Origin of the sequence: Pedobacter sp. UYP1 (genome assembly GCF_040547305.1) — a bacterium.
Lineage (GTDB): Bacteria > Bacteroidota > Bacteroidia > Sphingobacteriales > Sphingobacteriaceae > Pedobacter.
The window spans coordinates 22,598-35,912 of the sequence record NZ_JBEPPL010000022.1 but is presented as its reverse complement, the minus strand read 5'-3'; the positions used below and the strand labels follow the sequence as shown (position 1 = coordinate 35,912).

Below are 13,315 nucleotides of genomic sequence, written 5' to 3'. Positions count from 1 at the left end.
AAATCTTTGCGTGATCAAGGAACCTAATACAGTTAAATTGCCCAATAACCACTAACACTTATGATGTAAATAAAATTGATTTTGGCAAAATAATAGGATATCAATCAGGTAGATGATAATTATCGATTTATCAGCGTGGGCAAATCGTTTTCAACAGAGTGGTCTTCGGAGAAGGACAAACGCTGTTGATATTGCCTACCATCTTCATCTTTAAATCTAACTTGTAGAAAGCCATTTGGCATATATTCACCTACGTTACCACTAGAATCCCAAGAAGGTGCTCCTGGTTTTATAAACGTATAATGACTTTTGCCTTGAAAAATTAGGTTTTCTTTATTGTCCATAGAAGCATCAATATTATATGAAGTGTGCACATCGAATGCTATATTATGTTCACAAACAAGCTTTATAGTATAGAGATTACCGGATGTAATTGTAAGAAGTGAAAACACTGGGCGTATTTCTCTAGCAGCTCGATTTGATTCTATTTGTTGAATAGACAATTGAGAGCGTAAAGTGCGATATATCAGGTATCCTGTGATTGTATAAACTATAATCGTTACCCAATCAGACACCGTGCCCCATTCTTTAGGATTAAAGACTGCAAAGCTTAAAATGGTCATAAGTTAGAAATAGATTTTTTGATAAAACTGCTTTCACGTATGTAACAAAATTACAATTTTATAGGTTAAACTAATACTACGACCGGGATTTTAGCTACAATAGTCCCTGAGGTTGACATTCATCATACTTTGCTGGACTTTAAAAGATGGATATTAATATAAGAGGTGTATTTGTAATATCAAAGTAAATTTTTAATTAAAATACATTAGTTTTGATCTTTGTAATGTTTATTATTTTTTTTATTGTTAATATATTCAAAATTGTTCCCTATTTGTTTCTTATGTTATTTAATTTACTGATTATCAGTGTCGTTTAAATTCTGTATTGGGAAGTAGTTCTTACCACCAATTAAATCCTATCCTATTGATTTATAAACTAAATCAATGCAATTTTGGATATTAGTTTTTACCAGGTAGCTTGAGTAAATTGCGAATTATTATATGCTTTAACGATGTCTAATTTTGAAGTGCTTTTCGATTACATTCAAGAAATATCGGACAAACTGCTTTCAGAAGATGACAAGCATTTGTTGATGGCACATTTCAAGCCCAAAAAACTTAGAAAACGACAATACTTTTTACAAGAAGGAGATGTATGCAAATATATTGGGTTTATTGTAAAAGGATCCGCCAGAACCTTTACTGTAGATGAAAAGGGGCATGAAAATGTATTGAAATTGTCTTTGGAAAATTGGTGGTTGGCTGATTTTGAAAGTTTTTACCTGTTGACGCCAAGTCGCTTTAATATTGAGGCACTGGAGGATCTGGAGGTTCTTCAATCAACCAATGCTCAAATTGAGGAGTTTCTTAAGCATATCCCAGCCTTTTCAGCGATGCAGAACATCATTAGTCAAAATTACACCATTGCAACCCAGAAAAGGATGCAGGCCGCTTATAGCTATACAGCTGAAGAGCGTTATGAGGACCTAATTATCAATTATCCTCATTTTCTAAAACGGTTCCCGCAAAACATGATCGCTTCTTATCTGGGTTTATCTCCGGAAACATTGAGCAGAATAAGAAAAAACTCTTTTAAATAGATCTTATGAAAGGATGAAATTCGGTGTTAAAATAAGAAATGCCACGTTATTCTTTACCCGGACAGGAGCCTCCCATAAAATGCCCGCAACAAAATGCTTTAATATAGCTTTCCCAGAAAGGTGATGATTTTCAATTGCTGCTTTAGAAATCTCATCGATATACTTTTTGAATGCAAAAAATACCCAACAAAGCAAAATATGATATTGTGGTCTTTCTTGATTTTTGTTTCCTGGGTATTTACTTCTGTTTTAAATTGTTGTTTTACAGTTGTTTGTATAATTAAGTTGATTTAGGTCATGATAATGAGTTGACCTAAGTCAAACCTACTTAATGATTCATGTCAATAAGCCGTCAGTTAAGGGACTGCATCTTTGTATATACTTCAGAACGGAAATACACCTGAAGAATATAATATATTAACATATAGAAATCATGAGTAAATTGGAAAACAAAGTAGCGGTAGTTACCGGTGCAGCAAAAGGAATAGGTGCATCTATCGCAAAACACTTTGCGGCAGCAGGCGCAAAAGTGGTTGTGAATTATGCCTCAAGTAAAGAAGAGGCAGATAGGGTGGTTAAAGAGATAACCGACAATGGAGGCCTGGCCATTGCCGTACAAGCAGATGTAGCTGACGAGGCCGATGTCATCAGGCTTTTTGAAGAAACCCATACAGCTTTCGGCCCGTTGGATATTTTGGTAAACAACGCGGTCTATCAGGGATACTTACCTGTTGAACAGATATCTGTAGCAGCTTTTCATCAGCATTTCAACGTCAATGTCCTGGGGCCTATATTGACTATCCAGGCATCTTTAAAAGCGTTTGGCGATAAGGGCGGCAATATCATCAATATAAGTTCGGGTGCGAGCAAATACCCTCTTCCGGGCGCCTCGTTATACTCTGCAACTAAAGCTGCATTAGACGCTATGACGATTGCTTTATCGAAAGAACTGGGTGCAAAGAATGTTCGTATCAATTCTATTTTACCAGGCGCTACGGATACAGAAGGTGCAGCTAGTGCAGGTGTAACCCCTGGTAGTGAATATGAGAAAATGTTTGTTGCCAAAACACCTCTTGGCCGCAGAGGCCAGCCCGGAGATATTGCGAAAGCTGTTTTATTTCTTGCTTCGGATGATGCAGCCTGGATTACAGGAGAGCAAATTGGCGTTTCTGGTGGTATGTATGGTTTTTAAATCAAATTTTAATCAATTTTTGGCCAATGATTTCCAGGTTTTGATTACTAAACGACCAGAATTTTATTAAGCTTTAAAAAGTGCATAGGGGCATGGTTTGACTATAGATATCAAACCTGCCCTGTGTGCCATAAAAATAAAGTAATTTTAGTTTTTGCTATCGAGCTCAAAGAAAAGGTCGCTATTGCGACCGAAGAATTAGGGGGGCGGCTGCGGCTTTCAATGTAACAAATACCTTTGTAAGGCGAAATTAAGATAAGCCGATTTTAGTCGTGCTAGCCTGTCTGGATAAAGTAGGGTACTGAAGCGCCTTCATTGTCAGTTCCTTAATAGTGATATTCGCTATTTCATGATAAAATGGAAAAATAAACTTATTGTTAACTATCTTTGCATTTTTGAAATTATTCTTAAACGCTCTCCCTAAAAGCTTCAGTTTATAGCCTGAATAATATTTCTGTACCTGGTATATCCCGTTTTCCGGAATATTATAAAATTGAAAATTATGAATTCATCATCCGATAATACCAATAAAGAACTATCCTATATCCAAAAGGTCTGGCAAACTGTAGCCATTGTTGCGCTGCTGGTTGTAGTTATACTTATTGCCAGAGTTGCTTTCAATGTTTTATTAATGATTTTAGCGGGTGTACTGATTGCCGTTTACTTTCATGGTTTTGGTGATTTGATTGAGCGTAAGACGAAGCTAAACAGAAGGTTGAGTATGATCATATCTGTTGGAGGATCTTTTGTGTTTCTGGGTACGTTGTTATGGTTTATGGGGTCAAAAATGCAGGATCAGATTTCGGTACTATCAGACTCACTGCCTAATACCATTACAGCAGCAAAGGTTAAAATGGATGAAACCCATACCGGCCGTAAAATACTTACTTATCTTTCCGGTGATAACTCTGAAAAACTATTCTCTACTGCCCAGCAGTTTTTTAGTACCAGCTTTGGCATAATGGGTAATCTGTATGTGATTATATTACTGGCTATCTTTTTTACTGCAAACCCTTCCATTTATAAAAATGGAATTATTATGCTGGTACCGCCTAAAAATAAATCACTGGCAAGAGTTGCAATTGACCGCATCAGTACTGCACTTAAAGGTTGGTTAAAAGGTACCATGTTATCTATGGTGCTGATTACATTGCTGATTGCAACAGGTTTGACCGTAATGGGAATTCCAGGCGCAATGGTTTTGGCAATGTTTACCGGGATGTTGAAACTGATTCCGAATTTTGGTTCTATGGCAGCAATGATTCCAGGTGTCTTGCTGGCACTTACTGTAAGTACAAATACGGCAATTATTGTAGCATTGATTTATGTCATCTCTCAAACTATAGTAAGTAATATCGTTACCCCGTTAATTCAAAAGCGGATGATCAATCTGCCTCCCGCACTTACAATTATCAGTCAGGTTATTATGGGTACCTTATCCGGAGCACTTGGGATTATTCTGGCTGTACCGCTGCTGGCGATTATAATTATCCTTGTTGATGAATTGTATGTGAAAAAAATGGAAACAGAGCAATAGATTTTCCTTTTATAGAACGGGCCAATTAGTACAGGATACTGTGGATGAAATATTTTAAAAATATTTATGTAAGTTTGTTAAGAGGCGATTATCATATTGTTACCTAACAGCTAACAACCGCCTCCTAATTCTCAACTCTTGTTTTATTTCTTTTAAATTGCTCGGTGGCATTGAATATCGATAATGAAAATGTATTCTGAATTTACAGATGCGGAATTGGTTCGTCTTATAAAAGACAGAAATCATGAGGCGTTTGCAGAGATCTATAACAGATATGCAGTGCTGATGTTTTACAAAGTAAATCAAATGCTAAGGGACGAAGAGCCATCTAAAGATCTTGTGCAAGATTTATTTGTTAGCCTTTGGGATAAGCCAGAGTTGATTCAGGAAAACAATAATATTGCAGGTTACCTTTACATTGGGGTTAGAAACCGCGTGTTGAAATTCATACAGCGCAACAAACTTAAAAATGATCACATTTCGTCCTTAGCACAATATGCTTCAGAAGTTAGTATGGAAACGATACAGGAAATTGATGAACGGGAGTTGAAAATCATTGTACAGCGGGAGATTGATAATCTGCCTCCTAAAATGAAAATCATATTTGAAATGAGCCGCAGGGATAACCTTTCTCATGCTGAAATTGCCGGAAAACTAGGTCTTTCAGACCAAACTGTAAAAAAGCAAGTCAATAATGCCCTGAAAATTCTTCGTTCGAAACTAGCCGTTTACGTTCCCCTCGGACTAATTATCATTGAACTTTCCAAGAGATATTAATTTTTTTAACTCTGTAAATCAGTTGATTAAAATTATTTTCTGATTTTTATCAATTTCATCTACGCCCTTACCACTTTTCATCGCTATTACTTATAAATCAGGATAAAACTCAGATGAATAAGGAACAGGCGACAGAATTGATCAAAAAGTATACTGAAGGCATTGCTTCACAAGAAGAAATGCGCCTGGTCGAAAACTGGTTTGTTCAGCAATCTGAAATCCAGCAACAAGATCCTGAAGACATCGACTATCTGAATGTAAAACATCAGATGTGGCTAAATATTGATCAGCAAACTGAACCCACACTAACTGAACACTCTTTAGATATCCGCCCTAAAAGAAATTCATTTCTGAGCTATAGTATAGCTGCTGCGGCTGTATTAGTGATTGCGGTAACAGCAGTGTTATTCTATGGAAATCATAAAAATGTTGCCACACCTCAGCTTGTTAAAAATGATATCAATCCTGGTAAAAACAAGGCCGTACTTACTTTGTCTGACGGACGAAAAATAAGCTTGACAGATGCTATCAATGGGCAGCTGGCACAACAGGAGGGCGTAACGATCAGTAAAACTGCAAAAGGCCAGTTAATCTATCAGACTGCGCCAAATGCCTCTGGCAAAAGTACCTCGGAATACAATACGATTGAAGCGCCCCGGGGTGGCCAGTGGCAAGTGATTTTGCCGGATGGTTCGAAAGTGTTTTTAAATGCTTCCTCGACTTTAAAGTACCCTGTAAGTTTTGCAGCTAAGGAAAGAAAGGTAGAGTTAACGGGAGAAGCTTATTTTGAAGTCTTCCATAATAAAAAATCTCCATTCAGGGTAATTGCAAAAGGGCAAATGGTAGAAGTATTGGGAACCCATTTTAACATCATGTCTTATGCCGATGAAAAAACTGTCAAAACCACCTTGCTATCCGGAAGTGTCAAAGTTTCTGCAAATGGAATGAATTCCTCAAAACCTGGTGTTGAGTCCCTAATTCTTAAACCTGGTGAACAAGCCCAGGTGTCTCCAGAAAGGATGAAAGTGATTACTGACGTAGACCTTGAAGATGTACTGGCCTGGAAAAATGGTTACTTCAAATTCAATGACAACCTGCAATCTATCATGGCTAAAGTTTCCAGGTGGTATGATGTAGAGGTAGTTTATGAAACCCCGCCTGATCCTGATTTTAAATTCAGAGGCGAGATTTCCAGAGATAAAAATATATCTGAATTACTGAATATGCTTGATTATACAGGGAATGTACACTTCAAAATTGAAGGAAGGAGGATTATCGTAAAGAAATAGCTACTATTTATTGCGTCATCCTGAAAAGAGGCCAGAAGTGCTCGAAACACTCCTGACCGAATCTGGAATACGCTCATAAAAATTTGAGATCCTATCAACCAAACCAGACAAACAAACTTAGCAAATATTGTGAGTTAATGCAATGTTACGGTTTCATCGGCCGCTAAGACTTTGTCCTAAACCAGATGAAATGTATAAAACCTATACGAACCAATCCGTACTTAAAAAGTATGCGAATAAGATTTTATTAATGATACGATTCACCACCGTTATTTTAATAGCCACAATGATGCAGGTAAGTGCGAGTAGTTTCGCTCAGCGCATTACCCTGAATACCAAAAATGCCAGGTTGGAGAAAGTATTAAAGGACATCCGGTCGCAAAGTGGTTACGACTTCCTTTTTAGTGAGGCGCTGATGAAGTCCAGTAAGCCAATCTCTGTATCTGTAAAAAATGCAGCTATAGAAGAGGTTCTGGAGAAGTGCTTTGACGACCAGCCGATCAGTTACAAGATTGAAAATAAAACAGTTTTATTGAAGGCAAAAGCTCCGGCAATCCTGGACCGTGTGGTGGCAATTTTTGCTGGTGATATAGAAGTGCGCGGAAATATAATCAATAAAAAGACCAACGAACCCTTGAGTGGTGTTACACTTAAGGTGAAAAATAAAAAAATAAGAGCTGGTTCTAACGGTAAGGGCGATTTTTTCCTGCCTAAAATGGAGGACAATAGTGTAATTACCTTCAGTTTCGTCGGCTTTGATTCTTTACAGGTTAGTTTGAGTGAATTTGAAAAAATGGCTGCCAATACCAGTTCATTTTCCAAAAACCTGAGTGTGGTCAAAACAGCTTCAGGCTTTTACCTGACTATAATGATGGAGCCGTCAGTATCATTTCTGGATGAAGTTATAGTGCAGGCCTATGGAACCACAGATCGCCGCTTAAGTACAGGTAACATCTCTAAAATCAGCTCAAAAGAGCTGGAACAACAACCGGTGATGAATCCTTTACTGGCCTTACAAGGCAGGATTCCTGGGGTAATCGTAACTCCAACCAATGGATATGCGAGCAGCCCGGTAAAAGTAGAGATAAGAGGAAGGAAATCAATTAATTCTGCTTTTGTTTCTGATCCCTTATACGTAATAGACGGGGTGCCTCAAAATAATTTAGAGGTAGGGGGAATGTCCACTTACGAGACCGGTTCTACAGGAATTACACAGAACCTGCTTTCTCCTACCGGAGGTCAAAGTCCAATGTTTAATATCAATAGCAAAGATATTGAAAGTATCGAAGTCTTGAAAGACGGTGATGCAACCGCTATTTATGGTTCAAGGGCCGCCAATGGGGTAATTTTGATTACGACGAAAAAGGGCAGGCCTGGAGCGACTAAATTTTCTGTAGGAGTAGAGCAGGCCTATAGTGAAGTGACCAAACATTGGGATGTGCTCAGTACTCAGGAATATCTTCAAATCAGAAGAGAAGCATTTAAAAATGACAATATCACTCCCGACATTATCAATGCACCTGATCTGGTATACTGGGACCAGAATAAACAAACTGACTGGCAAAAAATACTTTGGGGGAATATCGGTAAACAGTCGAATGTGACGATGAGTTTAACAGGGGGAGATGTACAAACCCAATTTCGTATTGGTGCCAATTATGGAAAGCAGACGGAGATCCTGACCAGTACAGGGAGTAATCAAAGGGCAGGATTAGCCTTTAACCTGGGACATCAAACCGCAGACAGGAAGTTTAAGGTCGATTTTGGAGGCATGTATACTTATACAACCGTCAATACCACTGCTTTTCCCAGTATGACTATGTTACCACCCAATGCGCCGGATATTTATGGAGCCGATGGCCTCTTTAATTTTGAGCCATGGAGAACGCCTCCGGATTCAAAGGTGACCTTTCCTTTTGGTGTGCTGGATAATCCATATTATTCTGATACCCACATGGTCACCAGTAACTTGCGATTGAGCTATGCGATTCTCGATAACCTGAATTTTTCTACCAATTTTGGATACAATTACAGCAGTAATACCAATAAGTACTTCAGCTATATCCGCGCGCAGGATCCGATCACTAAACCAACAGGATCATCCTTTTTTGGCGACAATACCAATATGAATATCCTGGTAGAGCCTCAGCTGGACTATAAGATGAAAATAAGCAACGGACAACTTTCCTTATTGTTAGGCGGGTCTTTGCAGAAAAATATAACGAGGGCCAATTCTATAACGGGTATTGGTTATGATACTGATGATTTTTTGGAATCAATTAATCTGGCACCTGCAACTTTTAATCCAACTGGAAATGTTGGTTATTATAAATATGCTGCCGTATTTGGCAGGCTCAATTACAAATGGGAAGAGAAATATATCCTTAACATCAACTTCCGCAGAGACGGCTCCTCCCGCTTTGGGCCAGGCAACCAGTTTGGTAATTTCGGTTCTATTGGAGCAGCATGGATTTTAACTGAAGAATCGGCCATAAGAAAAACACTTCCAGGCTTTATCAGTTTCCTGAAGCTGAGAGGAAGTTATGCCTTAACGGGCAGTGATGCAATTGGAGACTATAAGTATTTGGCTCAATGGGCTAAAAATAAATCTTACGCTGATCCATTACCTGATTATGATGGTTCTGGTTCTCTGGTCAGCGTTCTGGCCTTAAATCCAAATTACCAATGGCAGGTGAATAAAAAAATGGAAGGCGCCATACAAATTGGTTTTTTAGAAAATCGTATTAACGTCCAGTTCGATATGTACCGCGAACGCTGCGACAACCAATTAATCCAATTCCCTATCCCGAATTATACTGGTTTTCCAAGTGTAATTGCTAACTGGCCTGCGATTGTAGACAACAGAGGCTGGGATTTGACGGTGGATGCGAACTTGATCAAAAATGAGAAGTTTAACTGGTCGGTTGCGCTGTTTGCTTCCAGAAATAAGAATATATTAGTTTCTTATCCGGATATCTCACATTCCCCTTTTGTGAATACAATGAAAGTGGGTGAATCTATCAATACCAAATACCTTTTTCACTATTTAGGTGTAGATCCGCTGACTGGAGTTTATAAAATGGAAGATTACGACCAGAATGGTAGTGTTACACAAAATACGGGACTAGCTGGTCAGGGAGACCAATATATTGCCTTAGATCTTTCTCCAAAACTTACTGCTGGACTGACTAGTAGTCTTAGCTACAAAAATCTTAGCCTGAGTACTACCTTTAATTACAACAATTTTATAGGAGCTGATCCCAATTATAATGCAGACGTATATGCTGGAAACTTAGGTAACCTGCCAAGACAAATCCTTGGGAATTATTGGAAAGCACCAGGTGATCATGCCTTATATCCAAAAGCAACCACGATGTTCAATGAAGGAACAAGTATGTTTGCAAATTCCGATGGCAGGTATAGAACGGTTTCTTATGTCCGGCTGTCTAATCTGGCCCTTTCTTATACACTGAATCCAAATTGGGCAAAGAAATTAGGTGCAGAATCTTTGAGGGTTTATATGAATGCCCAGAATGTATTTGTGATCAGCAATGTCAAAGGTTTTGATCCTGATGTACAGCAATTTGGGGCGCTTCCACCCGCCAAAATCTATTTGTGTGGCCTTTCGTTAACTTTTTAATTCCTATGGAGATGACAATTAAAAGAAATTTAAATAGCTATACCTTGATGGTTGCCGTAATGCTGACGTGTGTTTCTTGTAAGGATATGATCGCCATTCCTGATCCCATCAATACGATTACTACGGATAAGGTTTTTGACAATGACAATCAGGCTAATTCTGCGATAACTGGCACCTATTCTCAATTAATTAATGCTGAAGGAGGTATTAGTTTTGGAAGTGGTTCAATTACTTTATTATGCAGTATGGGAGCTGATGAATTGAGTATATCTGCCATTAATCCGAGTCCATATTACATCAATAAAATACCAACAGAAGATGGTGACACGCGCCAATTATGGATTAGCGCTTATAGGAATGTTTACAATGCCAATGCCATTATTGAGGGAATTAGTGCTTCCACTTCTTCAAAACTCCATACTGAATTCAGAATAAAACTGACCGCTGAGGCTAAGTTTTTAAGGGCCTATAGCTATTTCTACCTGGTCAATCTTTTTGGAGATGTCCCTTTGGCACTTTCAGCTGATTTTAATCAGACGGCTAAAATGAGCCGTACACCCAAAGCTGAAGTATATGTGCAGATCATTAAAGATTTGCAGGATGCAAAAGCAAACCTGGCTGGTGATTTTTCGGGATCAAAACTCGGAGAGCGCATTCGTGCCAATAAATGGGCGGCAACAGCAATGCTGGCAAGAGTTTATCTTTTTACAGGAGATTATGCGAATGCCGTCGCAGCTGCAACGGAAGTAATTAATCAAACTGCTTTATTTGAACTGAGAGCTGATTTAACGGATGTTTTTTTAATGAATAATAAAGAAGCCATCTGGCAACTACAGCAGAGCAATCTGATTACCCCTCATGGAAATGCCACCCCCGAAGGTTATGCCTTCAAAGCTCATCCTTCGATTATACCAGGTGAGTATATCGGTTACCGTCTTACGGATGATCTGGTTGGGAAATTTGAAGACCAGGACAAGAGAAAAACTTCATGGCTGATGCCAGTTACCAATGCAGGTATTACCACTTATTACGTGGATAAGTACAAAATAGGTTTCGGGAACTCTTCTGTTAATGGTCCGGTTACAGAGTATTACACCATGTTAAGGTTGGCAGAACAGTACTTGATCAGAGCAGAAGCCTTAACGCTTGGTAATTCTCAACTGGATCTGGCCATTGCTGACCTGAACGTCATTCGTGCCCGTGCCGGGATTACTGCTCTCCCGTTGGGACTTTCCAAACCGGCTGTATTACTCGCTATTGAAAAAGAAAGAAGAACAGAGTTATTCGCAGAATGGGGACACCGCTGGTTAGACCTGAAAAGAACCGGAAGGGCACACGATGTACTCTCCACTATCCCTGTTAAACAACCCTGGGCGGGAGATTATCAGTTGCTGTATCCAATACCTGTTCCTGAGATCCAGGCAAATAATAAACTGACTCAAAACCCTGGTTACTAATCCTCTGAATTGAACAATATGAAAACGTATAAACTTAGCTATATCTTATTAATCAGCTTGTTGTCCTTTGCTTTTGTGTCCTGCAAAAAAACGGACCAAACACCTGTGATTACGCACCTCACACTATTCAATGCGATGCCTGGAGAAGAAAAGTTGTTACCTAGCTTTAGAGGAACAGTACCTTTAAATAATTATTATCTCGCCAGCCTGTTTTATTATGGTGTTTTTGATATAGGTGGCAGGTATGCGATTACCAAAGAAGATCAGCCTTTAGCGATTTACAGCTATCCGGATACACTGTCATCCATTAAGCCATTATTGGATCTCAATCTTAAATTAACTAAAGGGAGTATCAATAGCTTGTACTTTTTAGGTAGTGTTGCGCATCCCGATTATTTGCTGGACACCTATCTGCCACCTGCTCATCAGGCAGCAGACAGTACATTCGGCATCAGATTTATAAACCTGTCTCCCGGAAGCAAACCCATAAATGTTTATCTGGCATCAGCCGGGGAACGTAAAGAAGTAGAAGGTCTGGCATATAAAGGGGTTACTGGCTTTAAGAATTATAGCGCAACTTTAAAAACCGGCGATTATACTTTTGAAATCCGGGACCAGCAATCACAACAACTTATAACCAGCTATACTACAATAGGCTTAGGAAAGCCTTCTGAGAATGCATGGCGCTTCAGAAATTTTACCATTGCCTTGATCGGCTTGCCTGGTGAAAGCACTGAAAAGCTGAAACAAAAATCCTTTTTGTTCAATAACTATTAACACAAAGCAGGCTTTTTCAGGCCTGCTCTTCAATACATTTTCTAATCCAATATTTAACTATGGAACCAATCGTTCGTATTAGCGGTTTGTCGCATCGTTATAGTACCAGCTGGGCTATACGTGACATCAATATAGAAATCCCCAGGAGTGGGATTGTAGGTTTGTTAGGCTCCAACGGAGCAGGTAAATCTACGACCATGAATATTCTTTGTGGTGTGCTGTCGCAAACCGCAGGAGAAGTCATCATTAATGGGATTGATTTGAGCAAAGAGCCTGAACGTGCCAAACAAGAAATTGGATTTTTACCGCAGACTCCACCGTTATACATGGATTTAACAGTAGATGAGTACCTTAGACATTGTGGAATTCTGCGGTCTATCCAAAGTAAACAGCTGAAAGCTGCGATGGAAGAAGTGAAAGAACGCTGTGGATTAACCCACATCAATAAACGACTGATTAAGAACTTATCCGGTGGCTATAAACAAAGGGTAGGTATTGCTCAGGCCATTATTCATCATCCAAAACTGGTGGTCTTTGATGAGCCAACTAACGGATTGGACCCCAATCAAATTATCGAAGTCCGCGGACTGATCAAGGACATTGCTACAGAACGGGCCGTGATCCTTTCCACTCATGTACTTACCGAAGTTCAATATCTGTGTAAACAAATCGTAATGATCGAAAGCGGAAGGATTGTGTTTTCGGATACTATGGAAGCCTTCGACAATTATGTAGCTCCGCACAGCATGATGGTGCTGATGGAAAACGCGCCTGCCGCCGATACCTTGCTGTCTGTTGAAGGCATCACCAGAGTAGAATATCTGACTGAAAAGCAGCTAAGACTATATTTTAATGGTGATCGGAGCATCTCTGAAACGCTCGTGCTGGAGAGTGCAAAGCAAGGATGGCGGTTGCGTGAGCTCCATATGGAGAAAAGTTCATTAGATGAAACCTTTGCCCAATTGTCCAGATTCTCTAATTAA

The 13,315-nt window shown here is 39.2% G+C and carries 10 protein-coding genes; 9 read left to right on the top strand and 1 reads right to left on the bottom strand.

Annotated features, from left to right (window positions below; genetic code table 11):
- Positions 1-119 precede the first annotated feature (119 nt).
- On the bottom strand, positions 120-623 hold the full coding sequence (locus ABIB30_RS25905; protein WP_354305932.1) for a hypothetical protein: 504 nt from the start codon (positions 621-623) through the stop codon (positions 120-122).
- Positions 624-1,075: 452 nt separating this feature from the next.
- Between ABIB30_RS25905 and ABIB30_RS25900 the strand changes: the two genes are divergently transcribed.
- From ABIB30_RS25900 to ABIB30_RS25860, 9 genes are all read left to right on the top strand, one after another.
- Positions 1,076-1,663, top strand: a complete 588-nt coding sequence (locus ABIB30_RS25900; protein WP_354305931.1) for a Crp/Fnr family transcriptional regulator — start codon at positions 1,076-1,078, stop codon at positions 1,661-1,663.
- A gap of 433 nt (positions 1,664-2,096) precedes the next feature.
- Positions 2,097-2,855 (top strand): SDR family NAD(P)-dependent oxidoreductase, encoded by a 759-nt coding sequence (locus tag ABIB30_RS25895; protein WP_354305930.1) that lies wholly within the window; start codon positions 2,097-2,099, stop codon positions 2,853-2,855.
- A 502-nt stretch (positions 2,856-3,357) separates the two neighbouring features.
- Positions 3,358-4,392 carry an AI-2E family transporter gene (locus tag ABIB30_RS25890; protein WP_354305929.1) on the top strand — a complete coding sequence of 345 codons (1,035 nt, stop codon included), beginning with the start codon at positions 3,358-3,360 and terminating at the stop codon, positions 4,390-4,392.
- A gap of 183 nt (positions 4,393-4,575) precedes the next feature.
- Positions 4,576-5,169 (top strand): RNA polymerase sigma-70 factor, encoded by a 594-nt coding sequence (locus tag ABIB30_RS25885; RefSeq protein ID WP_354305928.1) that lies wholly within the window; start codon positions 4,576-4,578, stop codon positions 5,167-5,169.
- A gap of 113 nt (positions 5,170-5,282) precedes the next feature.
- Positions 5,283-6,458 (top strand): FecR family protein, encoded by a 1,176-nt coding sequence (locus tag ABIB30_RS25880; protein WP_354305927.1) that lies wholly within the window; start codon positions 5,283-5,285, stop codon positions 6,456-6,458.
- Between the two features lie 190 nt (positions 6,459-6,648).
- Positions 6,649-10,098 (top strand): SusC/RagA family TonB-linked outer membrane protein, encoded by a 3,450-nt coding sequence (locus tag ABIB30_RS25875; protein WP_354305926.1) that lies wholly within the window; start codon positions 6,649-6,651, stop codon positions 10,096-10,098.
- A gap of 11 nt (positions 10,099-10,109) precedes the next feature.
- Positions 10,110-11,555 carry a RagB/SusD family nutrient uptake outer membrane protein gene (locus tag ABIB30_RS25870; protein WP_354305925.1) on the top strand — a complete coding sequence of 482 codons (1,446 nt, stop codon included), beginning with the start codon at positions 10,110-10,112 and terminating at the stop codon, positions 11,553-11,555.
- 18 nt (positions 11,556-11,573) lie between these two features.
- Positions 11,574-12,332: a hypothetical protein gene (locus ABIB30_RS25865; RefSeq protein ID WP_354305924.1), complete on the top strand. Its 759-nt coding sequence runs from the start codon at positions 11,574-11,576 to the stop codon at positions 12,330-12,332.
- Positions 12,333-12,391: 59 nt separating this feature from the next.
- The gene (locus ABIB30_RS25860; protein WP_354305923.1) at positions 12,392-13,315 is read left to right on the top strand and encodes an ABC transporter ATP-binding protein; all 924 of its coding nucleotides are present in this window, start codon (positions 12,392-12,394) and stop codon (positions 13,313-13,315) included.

Bases quoted from the DNA above. Each gene is read 5' to 3' on its own strand.
- ABIB30_RS25885 (WP_354305928.1), top strand. From the start codon at position 4,576: ATGAAAATGTATTCTGAATTTACAGATGCGGAATTGGTTCGTCTTATA.
- ABIB30_RS25900 (WP_354305931.1), top strand. From the start codon at position 1,076: ATGTCTAATTTTGAAGTGCTTTTCGATTACATTCAAGAAATATCGGAC.
- ABIB30_RS25890 (WP_354305929.1), top strand. From the start codon at position 3,358: ATGAATTCATCATCCGATAATACCAATAAAGAACTATCCTATATCCAA.
- ABIB30_RS25880 (WP_354305927.1), top strand. From the start codon at position 5,283: ATGAATAAGGAACAGGCGACAGAATTGATCAAAAAGTATACTGAAGGC.
- ABIB30_RS25865 (WP_354305924.1), top strand. From the start codon at position 11,574: ATGAAAACGTATAAACTTAGCTATATCTTATTAATCAGCTTGTTGTCC.
- ABIB30_RS25905 (WP_354305932.1), bottom strand. From the start codon at position 623: ATGACCATTTTAAGCTTTGCAGTCTTTAATCCTAAAGAATGGGGCACG.
- ABIB30_RS25895 (WP_354305930.1), top strand. From the start codon at position 2,097: ATGAGTAAATTGGAAAACAAAGTAGCGGTAGTTACCGGTGCAGCAAAA.
- ABIB30_RS25860 (WP_354305923.1), top strand. From the start codon at position 12,392: ATGGAACCAATCGTTCGTATTAGCGGTTTGTCGCATCGTTATAGTACC.
- ABIB30_RS25870 (WP_354305925.1), top strand. From the start codon at position 10,110: ATGACAATTAAAAGAAATTTAAATAGCTATACCTTGATGGTTGCCGTA.
- ABIB30_RS25875 (WP_354305926.1), top strand. From the start codon at position 6,649: ATGTATAAAACCTATACGAACCAATCCGTACTTAAAAAGTATGCGAAT.